17 protein-coding genes and 1 pseudogene are annotated in these 17,247 nt (G+C 66.8%); 12 read left to right on the forward strand and 6 right to left on the reverse strand.

The window, feature by feature from the left end:
* Position 1 precedes the first annotated feature (1 nt).
* A complete protein-coding gene (locus tag L0976_RS13955; RefSeq protein WP_234187945.1) occupies positions 2–2,002 on the reverse strand; it encodes a CocE/NonD family hydrolase in 2,001 nt (666 codons plus the stop codon).
* 181 nt (positions 2,003–2,183) lie between these two features.
* On the opposite strand from L0976_RS13955, the pseudogene L0976_RS13960 reads away from it, so the two are divergent.
* Positions 2,184–3,596 (forward strand): annotated as a pseudogene (locus L0976_RS13960) (NAD(P)-dependent oxidoreductase); the annotation flags it as partial.
* Positions 3,597–3,661: 65 nt separating this feature from the next.
* Entirely contained in the window at positions 3,662–4,039 is a 378-nt protein-coding gene (locus L0976_RS13965; RefSeq protein WP_234187946.1) for a hypothetical protein, read from the forward strand.
* On the opposite strand, the gene L0976_RS13970 is transcribed toward L0976_RS13965, so the two are convergent.
* From L0976_RS13970 to L0976_RS13985, 4 genes are read right to left on the reverse strand one after another with little or no spacing between them, the layout of a single operon-like run.
* Complete coding sequence (locus L0976_RS13970) at positions 4,036–5,160, reverse strand: P1 family peptidase (protein ID WP_370643666.1); 1,125 nt, start codon at positions 5,158–5,160, stop codon at positions 4,036–4,038. The genes L0976_RS13965 and L0976_RS13970 overlap by 4 nt on opposite strands.
* Entirely contained in the window at positions 5,157–5,987 is an 831-nt protein-coding gene (locus L0976_RS13975; RefSeq protein ID WP_234187948.1) for an ABC transporter permease, read from the reverse strand. Before L0976_RS13975 ends, L0976_RS13970 begins: the two co-directional genes overlap by 4 nt.
* 10 nt (positions 5,988–5,997) lie before the next feature.
* Positions 5,998–6,900, reverse strand: a complete 903-nt coding sequence (locus L0976_RS13980) for an ABC transporter permease (RefSeq protein ID WP_234187949.1) — start codon at positions 6,898–6,900, stop codon at positions 5,998–6,000.
* A gap of 1 nt (position 6,901) precedes the next feature.
* On the reverse strand, positions 6,902–7,984 hold the full coding sequence (locus tag L0976_RS13985; RefSeq protein ID WP_234187950.1) for an ABC transporter ATP-binding protein: 1,083 nt from the start codon (positions 7,982–7,984) through the stop codon (positions 6,902–6,904).
* A gap of 163 nt (positions 7,985–8,147) precedes the next feature.
* Between L0976_RS13985 and L0976_RS13990 the strand changes: the two genes are divergently transcribed.
* Both L0976_RS13990 and L0976_RS13995 read left to right on the forward strand, forming a co-directional pair.
* Entirely contained in the window at positions 8,148–9,197 is a 1,050-nt protein-coding gene (locus L0976_RS13990; RefSeq protein ID WP_234187951.1) for a spermidine/putrescine ABC transporter substrate-binding protein, read from the forward strand.
* A gap of 56 nt (positions 9,198–9,253) precedes the next feature.
* Positions 9,254–10,108, forward strand: coding sequence for a MurR/RpiR family transcriptional regulator (locus L0976_RS13995; protein ID WP_203315600.1), 855 nt, complete (start codon positions 9,254–9,256; stop codon positions 10,106–10,108).
* A gap of 6 nt (positions 10,109–10,114) precedes the next feature.
* On the opposite strand, the gene phnF is transcribed toward L0976_RS13995, so the two are convergent.
* Entirely contained in the window at positions 10,115–10,843 is a 729-nt protein-coding gene (gene phnF, locus L0976_RS14000; RefSeq protein ID WP_234187952.1) for a phosphonate metabolism transcriptional regulator PhnF, read from the reverse strand.
* Between the two features lie 105 nt (positions 10,844–10,948).
* Between phnF and phnG the strand changes: the two genes are divergently transcribed.
* The 8 genes from phnG to phnC all read left to right on the forward strand — a co-directional run bounded on the left by phnG (position 10,949) and on the right by phnC (position 17,170).
* Positions 10,949–11,425 (forward strand): phosphonate C-P lyase system protein PhnG, encoded by a 477-nt coding sequence (gene phnG / locus L0976_RS14005; RefSeq protein ID WP_203315602.1) that lies wholly within the window; start codon positions 10,949–10,951, stop codon positions 11,423–11,425.
* Complete coding sequence (phnH, locus tag L0976_RS14010; RefSeq protein WP_234187953.1) at positions 11,425–12,033, forward strand: phosphonate C-P lyase system protein PhnH; 609 nt, start codon at positions 11,425–11,427, stop codon at positions 12,031–12,033. Before phnG ends, phnH begins: the two co-directional genes overlap by 1 nt.
* A gap of 3 nt (positions 12,034–12,036) precedes the next feature.
* Entirely contained in the window at positions 12,037–13,143 is a 1,107-nt protein-coding gene (locus L0976_RS14015; RefSeq protein ID WP_203315604.1) for a carbon-phosphorus lyase complex subunit PhnI, read from the forward strand.
* On the forward strand, positions 13,140–14,024 hold the full coding sequence (locus L0976_RS14020; protein WP_203315605.1) for an alpha-D-ribose 1-methylphosphonate 5-phosphate C-P-lyase PhnJ: 885 nt from the start codon (positions 13,140–13,142) through the stop codon (positions 14,022–14,024). Before L0976_RS14015 ends, L0976_RS14020 begins: the two co-directional genes overlap by 4 nt.
* The gene (phnK, locus tag L0976_RS14025) at positions 14,021–14,797 is read left to right on the forward strand and encodes a phosphonate C-P lyase system protein PhnK (RefSeq protein WP_203315606.1); all 777 of its coding nucleotides are present in this window, start codon (positions 14,021–14,023) and stop codon (positions 14,795–14,797) included. Before L0976_RS14020 ends, phnK begins: the two co-directional genes overlap by 4 nt.
* Before the next feature lie 64 nt (positions 14,798–14,861).
* Positions 14,862–15,569, forward strand: a complete 708-nt coding sequence (gene phnL, locus L0976_RS14030) for a phosphonate C-P lyase system protein PhnL (RefSeq protein ID WP_234187954.1) — start codon at positions 14,862–14,864, stop codon at positions 15,567–15,569.
* A complete protein-coding gene (locus L0976_RS14035; protein WP_234187955.1) occupies positions 15,566–16,180 on the forward strand; it encodes a DapH/DapD/GlmU-related protein in 615 nt (204 codons plus the stop codon). Before phnL ends, L0976_RS14035 begins: the two co-directional genes overlap by 4 nt.
* Before the next feature lie 141 nt (positions 16,181–16,321).
* The gene (gene phnC, locus L0976_RS14040) at positions 16,322–17,170 is read left to right on the forward strand and encodes a phosphonate ABC transporter ATP-binding protein (protein ID WP_203315609.1); all 849 of its coding nucleotides are present in this window, start codon (positions 16,322–16,324) and stop codon (positions 17,168–17,170) included.
* Positions 17,171–17,247: the final 77 nt, after the last annotated feature.

The following is a 17,247-nucleotide window of genomic DNA, read 5'->3' on the forward strand; positions in this document are numbered from 1 at the left end:
GTCACATGAAGTCGCGCGGGACCGCCTTCTCGAACGTCTTCTCGAAAACCTGCGCCTCACCCTCGAAGGCGCGGACAGTGGCGGAAATCAGCCAGTCCGTCGCCGTGCAGGCGATGGTGGCCGTCGAGACCGTGCGCACGAACCAGCCGGGACGCTGCATGTCGCAGGTCCAGGCCGCGGTGCCGGTCATGGACAGAGGATCGTTTTCGGCGATCGACCACAGTTCGTCGCGCACCTGCCGGGTCGCGAGCCCCGTGGCGGGATGCTCGTAGAGACCGGTATCCTCGTAGATCGTGTATTCGGTGAGACCGTTCGTCAGGTCCCGCTCCACGCCGCGCGCCGTCTCCGCGGGGGCGAGTTGCGTATATTTCGGCAGAGGATCGGGGTTCTCCGGCTCGGGGATGGAAACGACGCGGTGCGCGCCGAGTTTCGGCAGGGCAAGGCCGAGCGAGGCGAGGTCGACGGTCACGCCGGCATCGACCGGCGGCGGCAGCACCATCGGCCAGTAGGATGTCGAAAGCGACAGGCGGATGCGATGCCCCGCGCGGAAGCGATAGCCCATCGCGTCGAGCACGAGGCGGATGCGCACCTTCCTGCCGCGCGGCATGGCCTGCGGCGCGGCATTGCCGTCGCGGTGCGCGAGGTTGACGACGCCGAAGGTCACGCGCGTCGCCGTGCCGTCCGGGTGGATGTCGACGAGGCGGGCGCAGAGATTGGCGATGTCCGCCTCCGTCGCGACGTCGAGCTCCAGCACCGGCTGGCCGAGGAAGTCCTCGGCCTCGGCGAGCGGCGCCGTCTCCACGACGAGCGAGCCGGCATCGTCCGGGCGCTGGTCGAGTGCCATTTCGGCATCCGGCTTCAGCGTGAACCACTCGCCGGCCATGATGCCGGTATCGAGCGGCGACTTCAGGAAACGGTCGTGCCCCGATGCGCCGGCAATGGGCATGCCGGGCGCGAGCGCACCGTACTGTTCGACGTAGAAGGTCGCCATATCAGGCTCCTCCCAGCGGTCCTTGGCGATCCAGAAGCCGGGATCGGCCTCGCGCCGCAGGGCGGGACGGGCGGCATCCTGGATATAGGCGCGCACCTGCGGGGCCTTGTCCGCGCCGTTTTCCTCGCCGCGCAGCCAGTGGTTCCACCAGGCGATGGCCTCGGCATGGAAGTCCATGCGCGGCTTCGGCCAGGCGAAATGCGGGTATTTGTGGATCCACGGGCCGACGAGGGCCTTCGCCCTGTCGCCGAGCCCTTCGACCGCCTTCAGCGGCGTGCTGCGATACCCGTCCGCCCAACCGGCGATGACGAGGGCGGGCACAGGGAAGCCGGCGAAATCCTCCGAGATCGAGCCGTGCTTCCAGAAGGCGTCGCGGCGCTGGTGCTGCAGCCATTCCTCCAGGAAGAAGGGCTCGTTCTCCAGCCGTTCCAGCCACATGGCCTTCCAGCGATCGCCGACGATTTCCGGATCCGGCGCGCGCGACTGGTAGGCGAGCATGGTCGCAGCCCAGGAGAGCTGGGCGGAAAGGTGCGTGCCGTTCTTGTAATGGATGTCGTCGTTGTAGCGGTCGACGGTGGAGGCGATGGAGATGACCGCCTTCAGCGCCGGCGGCCCAAGGGCGGCGACCTGCAGGCAGTTGAAGCCGCCCCAGGAGATGCCCATCATGCCGACCGCGCCGTTCGACCACGGTTGCGCGGCGATCCAGGCGATGAGTTCGCAGGCATTGGCGAGCTCCAGCGGCGTGTACTCGCCGTCGATCACGCCGTCGGATTCGCCCGAGCCGCGGATGTCGACGCGCACGCCGGCAATGCCGGCCGCGGCGAAGACGGGATAGGTCGATTCATCGCGCGGGCTCGTTCCGTCGCGCTTGCGATAGGGCAGGAACTCGAAGACGGCGGGGACGGGATCGCCGTTCGCGCCCTCGGGCATCCAGATGCGGGCGGCAAGCCGCGTGCCATCGGCAAGCGTGATCCATTGGTTTTCGATGACGGTGAAGGCGCGAGACGTCATGGGATGATCCTCTTTCGAACATCTTTATGGCGGCAGCCGGAAGAGCGGGCAATAGGCCGTTTTTGACCCTGCACGTCGCTTTTGCCTCATCTTGCCCGGCCCGGAAATCTCGCCTACGAAAGCGGGACGGGCAAGGAGGGGCGCCATGCAGGATCGAAACGCGGCTTTTGCGGACGAGGGACGGCCGGATGATCCCAAGCGTGCCTACAAGGTCCTCGTTTCCGACCTGATCGGCCTTCGCCTCGACGCGGAGGGGCGGCCGGACCCGAGCGAGGCGAAGGCGCATATCGAGGCGCGCGGCGGGGTCTTCCATGAAGGCCCGTATCGGCGCGAGACGCTGGAGCCCGGCATCCACTTCTTCTACCAGCCGGACCTCAGCGCCGAGGTCGAGATCATCGCGCAGACCGCCGACGGCCGTTACGATGCGCTGATCGCGGCGGCGACCTTCATCCCCCGGCAGGCGGCCTTCCCGCTCGGCGGCGTGCGCATCGGCGCGGGCACCGCCAACATGGCCTCGGCCTCCTGGGGCGGCGGCGACGGCGAGGGCGGCACCGCCCCGCTGATGAACACGCCCGGCATCAACAGCCGCGCGACGGCGCAGATGGTGATGAAGGCGGTGCTGAAGGTGACGCCGGACCTGCCGGTCGATCTCCTTCACAAGCGCGTCGCCGCGGGCGATTTCGATACGGGACGCGACCTCAAATCCCACCCGACGGCAAAGCTCGAAGGCCAGCGGATGGCCCTCATCGGCTATGGCAATATCGGCCGGGAGGTGGCGAAGCTCGCCCGCGCCTTCGGCATGCAGGTCGTCGTCCATGCCCGCGCCCGGCACCGGCAATGGATCGAGGCCGAAGGCTTCGACTACGCGGAAACGCCGGTGGAGGCGGCGAAGGGCGCGAACGTGCTTTCCGTCCATGTCGGCCTCGGCCGGCTCGACGGGGCGACGCGCCTCTACGCCAATGCCGGCATCGTCGGCGAGGCGGTGCTTTCGGCGATGAAGCGCGGGGCGGTCGTCGTCAACTACGACCGCGGCGAGGTGGTCGACACGACGGCGCTCGACCGGGTGCTGGCCTCCGGGCAGGTGCGCCATGCGGCCATCGACGCCGATCTCTTCAGGAACGCGACGAGCGGCGCGCTCAGCGGGCCGATGCTGCCCTATCTGAAGCTCGCAGCGCGCCATCCCGGAAAGATCGAGCTCCTGCCCCATGCGGCGGCCGATACGGATCATCCCTCCCGCGTCGCCGGCGCCTGCCAGGCGGTCGACCAGATCATCGATGTGATCCGGCATCGCCGGGTCGTCAATCTCAAGGGCGACCTGCCGGAGGGATATGTCGATGCGGGAGCGAGGGTGCCGCAGGGCATCGGCCGCGTTACCGCCGCCACGCTCGCGGCGGCGGCCGCCGATCCGCGCTTTGCCGAACTGCACGTCCTTTCCCGCGAGATCGCCGATACGCTGGAAGCCATCGCCGAGGCGGTGGAGGAGGGCATGACGCACCAGCCGGCGAAGGGCGACGTCGTCGCGCTCACGCATCTCCTGCTGCGCCAGCGCCGCCTGCTCGAAGCGCTGGGGCTCGACGGGCCGGCGGAAGCCTGAGGAAAGGGAACTTTTCCGTCGCACGGCCAGTTTCTTCCCGAGACGACTTTCAGGGAGAACAAGCCATGACGCATCAGCAGGACGAACGCGGTGATCCGATCACCCGCACCCACGATCCGGTCCGCAAGGAATATTCGGCGCGGGAAGCAAGGCAGGGCGGACCCGGCTGGCCCGTGCTGAAGGTGCTCGGCATCAGCCTCGTTCTCGTCTTCCTCGTCTGGGGCGCGGTCGAGTTCTGGGGCGATCGGGCCGATCCCTCCGCGCCGGTCGATGCCTCGCAGACCTCCTCGACGGAAAACGGTGCCGGTGAGCCGAGCCAGAACACCATCGACGACAGCGTTCCGGGCGGCGGCCAGACGGTTCCGACGGATCGCGATCCCACCCCGCAGACCGGCACGGGCGGCGACAGCCAGCGCGTCACGCCTGACGGCACCGCAAACTAAACGGCCCGGCCGTATCGCCGCATGACGGCCATCAGGTCGTCATGCCTTATGGCGTCGATGCGGAAGCGGTCGTGCGGCGTGCCGCCGGCATCTTCCGCCGCCAGCATGGCGTTCACCACCGCCTCCTCCACACTGTCCACCACGGCTAGATAGGCCGCGTCGAGCTGCTCGTCGTTGACGATCTCGATGTTGAGCCGCGCTGGCGCGCGATGCGCCATCGGCTGCGGGTTGGCGGTGGAGAAGGCGAGGAAGATGTCGCCGGAATTGTTGCCGCCGGGCGTGCCGTTCCGGCCGATACCGATGGCCGCGCGGCGGGCGAGGCGCTTCAACTGGTGCGGTGCCATCGGCAGGTCCGTCGCGATGACGACGATGATCGAGCCGCGCTCCTTGAGCTGGCTTTGCGGCGTGTTGTCCTGAAGGTGCTTGCCGACGGGCACGCCGCAGATCGTCAGCCAGTCGCGCTGGCCGTGGTTGGCCTGCACAAGCGTGCCGATCGTGTAGTCCCTGTCGCCATAGGCGACGATACGGGAGGAGGTGCCGGTGCCGCCCTTGAAGCCATAGGTGATCATGCCGGTGCCGCCGCCGCAATTGCCCTCCGGGACAGGGCCGCTGGAGAGGCTTTCCAGTGCCGCGCGGGCATCCGCCTCGGTCACCGGCATGCCGTTGATGTCGCTGAGCGCGCCGTCATAGGTCTCGGCGATGACGGGCATCAGCCAGAGGAAATCGCCGATCTCGTAGGTCGAGGCGTAGCGTTCCAGCATCCAGCGGATCGTCGCGTGGTGGGTGATGCCGACGCCGTGGGTGTTGGTGATCATGACGGGACCGAGGAAGGTGCCGCCGTCCTCGATCCAGTGCGTGCCCGTCATCTCGCCATTGCCGTTGAACCGGTGCACGCCGGCATAGACCGGCACGGGCGTCTCGCTTTCGCTATGCGGCAGGATGGCGGTGACGCCGGTGCGCACCGGCAGCCGGCGGCCGGGGCGCGGCGTTTCTTCCCGGATGGTGCGCAGGCCGACCGCGACACCTTCGACATCGGTGATGGCGTTGAAGGGGCCGGTGCGGCCGGTGAAGGGCAGGCCGAGGTCGCGGGCGCGAGGCTTTGTCTTTCTGTTCATGGTCATTTCTGCCGGGAGCGAAGGTAGAGGCCGAGGGAGGCGACGACGAAGGAGAAGGTCAGCATCATCACGGCGATGGCGTTGATCTCCGGCTTGATGCCGCGCCGGAGCATGGCGAAAATGAACATCGGCAGCGTCGTCACGTCGACGCCCGCGATGAAGTAGGTGATGACGAGATCGTCCATCGAGATGATGAAGGCGAGCAGCGCACCGCCGACGATGCCGGGCAGGAGCTGCGGGAAGACCACCTTGCGGAAGGTTGTCCACTCGTTGGCGCCGAGGTCGGCCGACGCGTTCTCCAGCGTGCGGTCCATGCCGGCCAGCCGGGCGGACACCACGATGAAGACATAGGAGATCAGGAAGGTGCACTGGCCGATGATGATCGTGCCGATGCCAAGCCCGATTCCCGCATTGACGAAGAAGATCAGCAGCGCGATGCCCAGCACGATGTCCGGCATCAGCATGGGCATGAACATGACGACCCGGTAGAAGCGCCGGCCGAAGAAGTCGAAGCGGTAGAGCGCGATCGCCATCGCCGTGCCGAGCACGGTGGCGATGGCGGTGGTGGAGGCGGCGATCCTCAGGCTGTTCCACACGGCCTGCAGGAGCTGGTCGGTGGATTCCAGATAGAGCGCGTTCTCCGAGATGGTCGTCTTGAAGCCGAGGACCTGGGCGTACCATTCGGTGGTGAAGCCCGACCAGGTCATCATGTTGATCGGGTTGGCGTTGAACGAATAGACCGCGATCAGCACGAGCGGGATATAGATGAAGGCGAAGAAGAGGCCGGTATAGGCAATCAGGCTGCCGCGGGCGAGGGTGGCGAGGATCTTCATCTTGCCCTCCTCACTGTCCGGCGGCGGCGTCGAGGCCGCGCCGGCCGGAAACGACCACGTAGACGAAGAGCAGCACCAGCATCACGCTCATCACCATCATGGCGAGCGCCGAACCGAAGGGCCAGTTGCGCGCGGCGAGGAACTGCTGCTCTATGAGGTTGCCCAGCATCATCACCTTCGCGCCGCCGAGAATGGCCGGCACGACGAAATTGCCGAGCGCCGGGATGAAGACGATCACCGCGCCGCCGGCAATGCCGGGCGCCGTCAGCGGCAGGACGATGCGCAGGAACGTGCGGACGGGCCCCGCGCCCAGATCGAGCGAGGCGCGCACCAGCGTCCAGTCCAGCTTCTCGACGCTGGCATAGACCGGCATGAACATGAAGGGGATGAAGACATAGACCATGCCGAGGATGATCGCGCCGTCCGTATAGATGAGATCGAGCGGCCGGGCGATGACGCCCGAGGTCAGCAGCACCTCGTTGACGAGGCCGGTCTGGCGCAGGATCAGCACCCAGACGAAGAGCCGTACGATCAGGCTGGTGAAGAAGGGAAGCGTGATCAGGAAGAGGCAGAAGTTCTTCCACCGGTCGGAGAGCCGGCTGATGCAGAAGGCCGCCGGATAGCAGACGACGAGCGCGGCGACGACGGTCAGCGCTGCGATCTTCAGCGAGCGCAGGAAGATGGCGATGTAGATCGGATCGAAATCCTCGAACATCGGATCGGCAAAGCCGAGGATGCGGCCGTAATTGTGCGGGTACCAGCTCCATTCCACGCCGCCGTAAAGGCCGGGCGCAAGGAAGCTCGTCACGATCATGATGGCGAGCGGACCGAGGAAGAAGACGGCGAGGAACAGCGAGACCGGCCCGAGGAGGACGGCAAGCTGGGCGCGGCGGCGAAGGGCGATCGACGACATGTCAGGCGGCCTCCGCGGGGATGAGGTGGACTGCGGCCGGATCGTAGGCAAGGCGCGCCCGGCGCGACTGCTCGATCTCGCCGATGAGGTTGCGCCGGACGGCGGGGACTTCCGCGATCACGCGCCGGCCCGTTGCCGTGCGGCCGAAAAGCTCGAAGGTGGAGCCGACGAAGACGATCTGCTCGAGATCCACGTCGAGGCTCGGCGCATCGTCGCCGGGGGCGGCGAGGAAGAACTGCTCGGGGCGGATGAGCGCGGTCGCCGCGCCCGTAGAGCCGGTCTGGCCGTGGGAAATCGCGATGCCGTCCCGGGTGACGAGCTGCCCGCCGGCGGCTTCCCCTTCGAAAAGATTGCTCGCGCCGACGAAGGTGGCGACGAAGCTGTTTTTCGGCTGGTCGTAGATGGCGCGCGGCGTGTCGAGCTGCTGGATGCGCCCGGCCGAGAGCACGGCGACGCGGTCCGACATGGTCAGCGCCTCCTGCTGGTCGTGCGTGACGAAGATGAAGGAGATGCCGAGCTCGTGCTGCAGCGTCTTCAATTCGATCTGCATGGCCTGGCGCAGGTTCTTGTCGAGCGCGGAAAGCGGCTCGTCCAGCAGAAGCAGCTTCGGGCGGGCGATGATGGCGCGGGCGAGCGCCACGCGCTGCTGCTGGCCGCCGGAAAGCTGGCGCGGCTTGCGGCCTTCCATGCCTTCGAGGCCGACCATGTGCAGCGCCTCGGCGACGCGCCTGGCGCGCTCCGCCTTCGCCGCGCCGGCGACCTCCAGCGCATAGCCGGTGTTCTCGCCGACCGTCATGTGCGGAAAGAGGGCGTAGTTCTGGAAGACGGTGTTGACCGGGCGGCGATAGGGCGGCCGGTCCGTCATGTCCTCCCCGTCGATCAGGATGCGGCCCGAATCGAGCTCGACGAAGCCGCTGATCGCCTGGAGCAGGGTGGTCTTGCCGCAGCCCGACGGCCCCAGCAGCGTCAGGAATTCGTTGCGCCGGACGGTCAGGTCGATGGCGTCGAGCGCCGTGACCGTCTGGCCCTCGGGCGTGGCAAAGGCCTTCGCCGCCCTTTCCAGGCGGACTATGGATTCTCGCATCGTCGTTCCCCAAAATGTTATAAAAATAACGCTTGTGCGATTTAGATATGTGGATACCATTTAGCCATCCAAGTCAACGGCCGAAAGAAGCCGTGGCGGGAACGGCGGCGCAAAGGAAAGCGCCGGGGCCTGCGGGCCGAACCATCAGAGGAGAGACCATTCCATGACGAAATTCGATTGCGCCTGGACGCGCCGCACCGCCTTTTCCCTCATCGCCCTGGTGGCGACGGCGGGCATGGCGGGCGCCAGCGACCTCAACGTCTACAACTGGGGCGAATACATCAATCCCGAGGTTCTCAAGAAATTCGAGGAGGAGACCCAGATCAAGGTCAATCTCTCGACCTACTCCTCCAACGAGGAAATGCTGGCCAAGATCCAGGGCGGGGCGACGGGCTACGACATCATCTTCCCCTCCGTGCACATGCACGACATCATGGCCAAGCTCGATCTTCTGGAGAAGACCGACATCAACACCTACGAGGGCTTCAAGAACATCGATCCGGCGTTCCTGCGCGCCAAGAGCGACCCGAACGGCGAATACTGCCTGCCCTATGCCTGGGGCTCGGTGGGCATCTTCTACAATCGCAAGATCCTCGGCAAGGACGTCACCGGCTGGAAGGACCTGATCGAGACGGTGAAGGCCAAGGGCCTGAAATTCACCCTGCTCGACGACATGCGCGAGGTGCTCGCCGTCGGCCTCATCCTCAACGGCCACAAGATCAACTCGACCGATCCAGCCGAGCTCCAGCAGGCGGCCGACACGATCATCGCCATGAAGCCCGATGTCGCGGCCTTCACCTATGACGAGCGGCCGATGGTGCAGGCGGGGGACGTTGCCGCCGGCCACGCTTTCGTCGGCGCCATGGTGGACGTCTTCGGCAACGAGAAGGACCTCGGCTACGTGATCCCGGAAGAGGGCGCGACCATGTACCAGGAGGACATTTGCGTCCTGAAGAGCGCGCCGAACAAGGAGAACGCCATCAAGTTCCTCCAGTTCTATACGCGCCCGGAAATCGTGGCGCTCAACGTGTCGCAGCAAACCAACGGCACGGCCAATGTTCCGGCACGGGAATTGACCCCGGAAAAGATCAAGAATAGCAAGGAAATCAACCCGCCGGCCGAAACGATGGCGCGTCTCCAGATATTCGAGGATCTGGGTCCGGCCCTGCGCCAGGTGGACCGCGTGTGGACGCGGGTCAAGACGGCGCAGTGAACGCGACTGGTCCCCGCCCGTTTCTCGACGGGCGGGATTTCGAGGAGAGGGGCGACGTGTCGAAACGCATTCTGAAGCTCGTTCAGTCCGACGACCTCAGGCGGTCCAAATCCGACAAGCTCATCGCCCGCTATATCGAGCGCAACATCGCCGACCTGCCGTTCGAGACGGCGCGCTCCATCGCCCAGCGCCTCCAGGTCTCGCCGATGACCGTCGGCCGCTATCTCCGGCGCATGGGCTTCGACGGGCTCGACGAGCTGAAGGGCGAACTGCGCCGCGGCAGCTCCAACCCCGCCTGGCAGGTCAAGGGCCAGGTCTCCCGGCTGGAGCAGGACCGCAAGGAGGGCAAGCTCCTTGCCGGCCTCATCCAGCAGCAGATCGACAATCTCGGCGAGATCTACGCCATCACCAACGCGCCGGAATGGCAGCAGACCATCGACGCGCTGATCGGCGCGACGGAAGTCTATGTCGCCGCCTACCAGAACGTGCGCGGCATCGCGCAGTATTTCGCAAGCCAGCTTTCCTATACGCGCCCGCGCGTGCAGTTCGTCGACGGCCTCAACGGCACCTATGCCGAACTGCTGGACGGCTCCGTCGAGGGGCGGCTGCTGTTCCTGCACGACGTGCGCCGCTTTGCGGCGAAGGCCCGGCCGCTGGCGCTGGAAGCCCGCCGCGCCGGCGTCAAGGTCGTGCTGCTCACCGACGAGTTCTGCCCCTGGGGACCGGAGGTTTCCGACATCTGCCTCATCGTGCCCGGCTCGCACGGCCCGCTCTGGGACGGCGCGGCCACCATGACCGCGGTCATGGACCTCATGCTCAGCAACATCATCGTCGTCCTCGGCGATGAGGTGAGCGAGCGCGTCGACACGCTCACCCGCCTGCAGGACGTCTTCGGGGATTTCGAAAGCTGAATGCCGTCAGGCGTCCGGCTCCACCGTCAGCTTGACCCGGTCGGCGGCGAAGCGGGTGCGGGAGAACTGGATCGGCGTGTCGTCGAGGTCGGTGTTGACGGCCATGGCGACGAGGATGATGGCGCCCGGAGAGAGCTTGAGCTGGCGCATGTCGTCGCCCTCCGCGTGGATCGCCGAGATTTCCGTTGACCGCCGCACATAGTCGGCGACGCCGAGATTCCGGAAGGACGCGGTGATCGAGCGGGTTTCCTCGTAGGCCTCCGCCATGCCGGCGAAACGGTCGGCCGGGAAATAGCTCGTCGAGCGGGAGATCGGCCGCTTGTCCGCGCTGCTGACGATTTCCAGCCGCACGCAGGGCGCGCCCGGCGCCAGCCCGAGGGCATTCGTCACGATGGAAGGGGCGGCCTCGGTCGCCGCGTCCAGCAGCTTTCCTTCGAGATCGCGGGCCTGGTTGCCGAGGCCCTGCGAGAAGCGGGTGCGGCGGGAGATGGGGAAGCGCAGCCGGTCGCGCCGCTCGATGCGCGTGCCGATGCCCTGGATGGGGCGCACGATGCCTTCCTCGGCCAGCGCGGCCATGGCGCTGCGCACCGTATGCCGGTTCACCCCGAAACGGCCCGCCAGTACCGTCTCCGGCGGCATCATGCCGGTCTCGTCGAAATCGCCGTTGTTGACCGCAAGGCGCATGCGGTCCGCGATCTGCCGCCAGAGTGCCACGCCCGATTGCCGTTCCACCATTCCCGCCTCCGCGAATGTCCCTGTCATACCCTTGTCACGCCCACCGTTTAAGACGAGACTTAGATGTTCGGTTGTCTAGATTAATAGACATTTGGAGATGAGGCAATGACATCAGTTGGAAAATCCGCCGAGACGGCGAGGGATAGCGCCGGGGAGCGGCAGAGGGCGATGGGCCTGCTGGCGAAGGCGAGCCGCGCCGAATTGCAGGCGGCCTACGATGCGCTGGCCGACAAGCCCGCGGTGCAGCCCGTACGTGGTCCCGAAACCGGCCTCGTCATGGTGCGCGGACGCATGGGCGGCGGCGGCGCGCCGTTCAATCTCGGCGAGGCGACGGTGAGCCGCGCCAGCATCCGCCTCGAAGACGGCACCGTCGGTCACGGCCAGTCGCTCGGCACGGACGGCGCGAAGGCGCGGCTCGCGGCGATCTTCGACGCGCTCTTCCAGCAGCCGGCCCGCAAGGCCGAGGTGGAAGCGCTGCTCGCCGCCATTGCCGCGCGCGTTGCCGGCGAGGACGCGGCCAAGGCCCGCCAGACGGCCGCCACCCGCGTCGATTTCTTCACCATGGTTCGCGGAGAGGACTGATGACACTGGATACGCTCCCCTTTGCCGGCGGTTTTCAGGAGCCCGTCTTCGAGGCCCAGGCCGTCTTCCGCACGCTGATGGACTGCATGGCCCGCCCCGGCACGATCGGTCAGATGGCCGCGACCGTCATGCCGCCGGCGCCCCTGACGGCCGCTGCCGGCGCGGTGGCGCTGACGCTCTGCGACCATGACACGCCCGTCTGGCTGACACCGACGCTCAAAGCCTCGCCGCTGCCCGGCTGGCTGGCCTTCCATGCCGGCGCGACCGTGACCGAGGAGCGCCAGAACGCCCGCTTCGCATTCGTGGAGAAGGGGGCGATGCTGCCCAATCTCTGCCTCTTCGCGCAGGGCACGCAGGAATATCCCGATCGCTCGACGACGCTGGTCGTCGAGATCGAGGGTTTCGAAGGCGGCCGTCCGATGGTCCTGACGGGGCCGGGTATCCGCACCCGGGAGGAAATCGCGCCGGTCGGCCTGCCGGACATGTTCCCGCATTTCTGGACAGAGAACCGCCAGGGCTTCCCGCGCGGCGTCGATCTCGTCCTCGTGGCCGGCGACCGGGTCCTCTGCCTGCCGCGCACCACCGTCGTCCATGTCAAGGAGGCGTGAGCCATGTATGTTGCCGTCAAGGGTGGCGAAGCCGCCATTTCCAACGCTCACCGCCTTCTCGCCGACCGCCGGCGCGGCGACCGCTCGCTGCCGGCGATCGGCATCGAGCAGATCGTCGCCCAGCTCGGCCTTGCCGTCGACCGCGTGATGGCGGAAGCCTCGCTCTACGACCGCGCGCTCGCCGCACTCGCCGTCCGGCAGGCGCGCGGCGACATGATCGAGGCGATCTTCATCCTGCGCGCCTATCGCACGACGCTGCCGCGCTTCGGCTATTCCAGGCCCGTCGAGACGGGTTCGATGGTTGTCGAGCGCCGCGTCTCGGCGACCTACAAGGACCTGCCCGGCGGCCAGCTCCTCGGCCCGACCTTCGACTACACCCACCGCCTCCTCGACCCGTCGCTTTTGAACGACGAGGCCGTGGATGCGCCGCTGGAGCGCGACGAGCCCGGCGAGCCGGTCATGCGCGTCTCCGACATCCTCGCCGGCGAAGGCCTGGTCGAGGACGACGGCAGCCTGCCGGACGGCCACGTTCCGGGCGACATCACCCGGGAGCCTCTGGAGTTCCCGATGGCGCGGGACCTTCGCCTGCAGGCGCTCGCCCGCGGCGACGAGGGCTTCCTGCTGGCGCTCGGCTATTCCACCCAGCGCGGCTATGCCCGCACCCATCCCTTCGTCGGCGAAGTGCGCATCGGCGAGGTCGAGGTGGAACTGGACATGCCGGAGCTCGGCTTTGCCGTCTCGCTCGGCCGCATCCAGGTGACCGAGTGCCAGATGATCGCCCAGTTCAAGGGCTCGGCGAAGAACCCGCCGCAGTTCACGCGCGGCTACGGCCTCGTCTTCGGCCAGAGCGAGCGCAAGGCCATGGCCATGTCGCTGGTCGACCGGGCGCTGCGCGCGGAGGAATTCGGCGAGGACATCGTCGCCCCGGCGCAGGACGAGGAATTCGTCATCTCCCATTCCGACAACGTTCAGGCGACCGGCTTCGTCGAGCACCTGAAGCTCCCGCACTACGTGGATTTCCAGGCCGAGCTCGATCTCGTGCGCCGCATGCGGCGCGAATACGAGGCGGCGCACGGCGAAAACAGCCAACTTCCGGAGGCCGCAGAATGACGACGGCAGACCTGGCGACCTATAATTTCGCCTATCTCGACGAACAGACGAAACGCATGATCCGCCGCGCGATCCTCAAGGCGATCGCCATCCCCGGTTACCAGGTGCCCTTCGCCTCCCGCGAAATGCCCATGCCCTATGGCTGGGGCACCGGCGGCGTGCAGGTGACGGCGGCGATCCTCGGTCCCGAGGACGTGCTGAAGGTCATCGACCAGGGGGCGGACGACACGACCAACGCCGTCTCCATCCGCGCCTTCTTCCAGAAGGTGGCCAATGTGGCCGTCACGACGAAGACGCGCGAGGCGACGATCATCCAGACGCGCCATCGCATTCCCGAGGAGAAGCTGACGGCCGGCCAGACGCTCGTCTACCAGGTGCCGATCCCCGAGCCCTTGCGCTTCCTGGAACCACGCGAGACCGAGACGCGCAAGATGCATGCGCTGGAGGAATACGGCCTCATGCATGTCAAGCTCTACGAGGACATCGCCCGCAACGGCCATATCGCGACGACCTATGCCTATCCGGTGAAGGTCGAGGGCCGCTATGTCATGGACCCGTCGCCGACGCCGAAATTCGACAATCCGAAGATGCACATGTCGGAAGCGCTCCAGCTCTTCGGCGCGGGCCGGGAGAAGCGCATCTACGCCGTGCCGCCCCATACCGAGGTCGTCAGCCTCGATTTCGAGGACCATCCCTTCGCGGTCCAGACCTTCGACAAGCCCTGCGCGCTCTGCGGCGCGGAGGATGTCTATCTCGACGAGGTGGTGCTCGACGACAGGGGCGGGCGGATGTTCGTCTGCTCGGACACCGACCATTGCGAGGAGCGCTGCGCCAACGGCCACCGCGGTCATCTCGCCTACGACAAGGAGGCCGCCGAATGACCGACACGCCGCTTCTCAAGGTCCGCGACATCTCGAAATTCTACGGCGCGCGCACCGGCTGCCGGAACGTCTCCTTCGATCTCTGGCCGGGTGAGGTTCTGGCCATCGTCGGCGAATCCGGCTCCGGCAAGACGACGCTGCTCAACTGCCTTGCCACGCGCCTGATGCCGACATCGGGCGCCGTCGAATACCGCATGCGCGACGGCCAGATGCGCGACCTCTCCCGCATGAGCGAGGCGGAGCGCCGCTTCCTGATGCGCACGGACTGGGGCTTCGTGCACCAGAACCCGGCGGACGGCCTGCGCATGGCGGTCTCGGCCGGCGCCAATGTCGGTGAACGGCTGATGGCCATCGGCGAGCGGCACTACGGCAACATCCGCGAGACGGCCGGCAACTGGCTCGGCCGCGTGGAAATCAGTCTCGACCGTATCGACGACCAGCCGCGCGCCTTTTCCGGCGGCATGCGCCAGCGCCTGCAGATCGCCCGAAACCTCGTGACCGCGCCGCGGCTGATCTTCATGGACGAGCCGACGGGCGGCCTCGACGTCTCGGTGCAGGCCCGCCTGCTCGATCTCCTGCGCTCCCTCGTGCAGGACCTCGGCCTCTCGGCGATCATCGTCACGCACGACCTTGCCGTCGCGCGCCTTCTCTCACACCGCATGATGGTGATGAAGGACGGCCTTGTCATCGAGCAGGGCCTGACGGACCGTGTGCTCGACGACCCGCGCGAAGCCTATACCCAGCTCCTCGTTTCCTCGATCCTTCAGGTCTGAAGCATGGTCCCGGAAAGTGGAACCCGGTTTTCGGACAAGACCTTGCGTCAAAAGGAAGAATGACATGCCCACACCCCTCGTCGTTTCCGAAGTGGCGAAGAGCTTCACCATGCATCTTCGCGACGGCATCCGCCTGCCGGTTGTCTCGAACGTCGCCTTTTCGGTGAAATCGGGCGAATGCGTCGTGCTGGGCGGGCCGTCCGGCATCGGCAAGAGCTCGCTGCTCAAGATGGTCTACGGCAACTATGCCGTCGACAGCGGCCAGATCCTCGTCGAGCACGAGGGCAGGCTGGTCGATCTGGCGACCGCCGACCCGCGCAGCATCCTGGCCGTGCGCCGCGGCACGCTCGGCTATGTCAGCCAGTTCCTGCGCACCGTTCCGCGCGTCGCGGCCGTCGATGTCGTCGCCGAGCCCTTGCAGGCGCGCGGCGTCGATGCGGCGGAGGCGAGGGCGGCGGCCGGGGCGATGCTCGCCCGGCTCAACCTGCCGCGCGAGCTGTGGCAGCTTCCGCCCGCCACCTTCTCCGGCGGCGAGCAGCAGCGCGTCAACATCGCCCGCGGCTTCATCACCGACCACCGCATCCTGCTGCTCGACGAGCCGACCGCCTCGCTCGACGCGACGAACCGCGCCGTCGTGGTCGACATGATCGCCGAGAAGAAGGCGGCCGGCGTCGCGCTGCTCGGCATCTTCCACGACGAGGACGTGCGCGAGAGGGTCGCCGACCGTATCGTCGACGTCTCCGCCTTCTCGCCGCGAAAGGCCGCCGCATGACCCGGCTTTCGGAAACGCCGCTGATCCACCCGACGGCCGTCGTCTCCGACACGACGCTCGGCCGCTACACGGAGATCGACGAGAACTGCCGCGTCAGCGAGGTGGAGCTCGGGGACTACTCTTACCTGATGAACGGCACCTCCGTCTGGTGCGCGACGATCGGCAAGTTCGCCAACATCGCCGCCTCGGTGCGCATCAACGCGACGAACCATCCGATGTGGCGCGCGACGCTGCATCACTTCACCTACCGCGCCAACGACTACTGGCCGGACGCCGACCATGAGGCCGAGTTCTTCTCCTGGCGGCGCGAACACCGCGTGACCATCGGCCATGACGTGTGGATTGGCCATGGCGCGACCGTCCTGCCGGGTGTCACGATCGGCAACGGGGCCGTCATCGGCTCGGGCGCGGTCGTCACGAAGGACGTCGAACCCTACACGATCGTCGGCGGCGTCGCGGCGAAAGTCATCCGTGAACGGTTCCCCCGAACCATCGCGGCGCGCATGGAAAAACTCGCCTGGTGGGACTGGGATCATGCCCGGCTTCGCAATGCCCTGGACGACTTTCGCAAACTCGACGCAGAAGCCTTTCTCGCCCGTCACGACGGGTGAGAAAGCGCCTTCGAACGGCGGAAATCCAGGCCTGTGGACTGTTATCTTTCCGACATCGAACTGACATCGCCCCTTCATCAACAGCGTTTAGAGCCAGTCCGGAAAACGACATTGCCTCCTGTTGCAGGAAAGGGTTCCACCATGTTCCGACTGAAGAACGTCACCCGCCGCTTCGGTGCCAGAGTTGCCGTCGCCGACGTCACCTTCGACATCCCGCAGGGCCAGATGGTCGGCGTCATCGGCCGGTCCGGCGCGGGCAAGTCCACCATGCTGCGCATGATAAACCGCCTCGCGGACCCGAGCGAGGGCACGATCCATTTCAACGATATCGAAGTGTCGTCGCTGCGGGGATCCGCGCTGCGCAACTGGCAGCGCGACTGCGCGATGATCTTCCAGCAGTTCAACCTGGTGCCGCGCCTCGACGTCCTGACCAACGTGCTGCTCGGCCGCCTCAACCATCGTTCGACGGCGCTCAGCATCCTCAACCTCTTCACCCGCGAGGAGCGCATCATGGCGATTGCTGCGCTCGAACGCCTTGGCATCGAGCAGACGGCGCTCCAGCCGGCCGGCACGCTCTCCGGCGGCCAGCAGCAGCGCGTGGCGATCGCCCGCGCGCTGATGCAGAACCCCAAGATGCTGCTCGCCGACGAGCCGATCGCCTCGCTCGATCCGCTCAACGCCAAGATCGTGATGGACGCTCTGCGCGACATCAACGAGCGCGAGGGCATCACTGTCATCACCAACCTCCACACGCTCGATACGGCCCGCGCCTATTGCGAGCGCATCATCGGCATGTCGGCCGGCCGCGTCGTCTTTGACGGCCCGGCGCGCGACCTCGACGCCGAGGCCGTGCGCACGATCTACGGCACGGGCGCCGACGGCGCGGAGATCGACGAAAGCGTCACGTCCACCGCGATCCGCAACCCGGCCCGTCAGGACAACATCAAGGAATCCGCCGGCCCGACACCGCTGGCACTGGCCGGACTGTGATCCGGCCGGGATCGAACGGCCCGCGTGAAGGGTCAGAAACTTTCAAGGCCCGGCGAAGCCGGCCAAACAGGAGAGAG

Source organism: Shinella sp. NM-101, from assembly GCF_021401195.1.
Classification (GTDB): Bacteria; Pseudomonadota; Alphaproteobacteria; order Rhizobiales; family Rhizobiaceae; genus Shinella.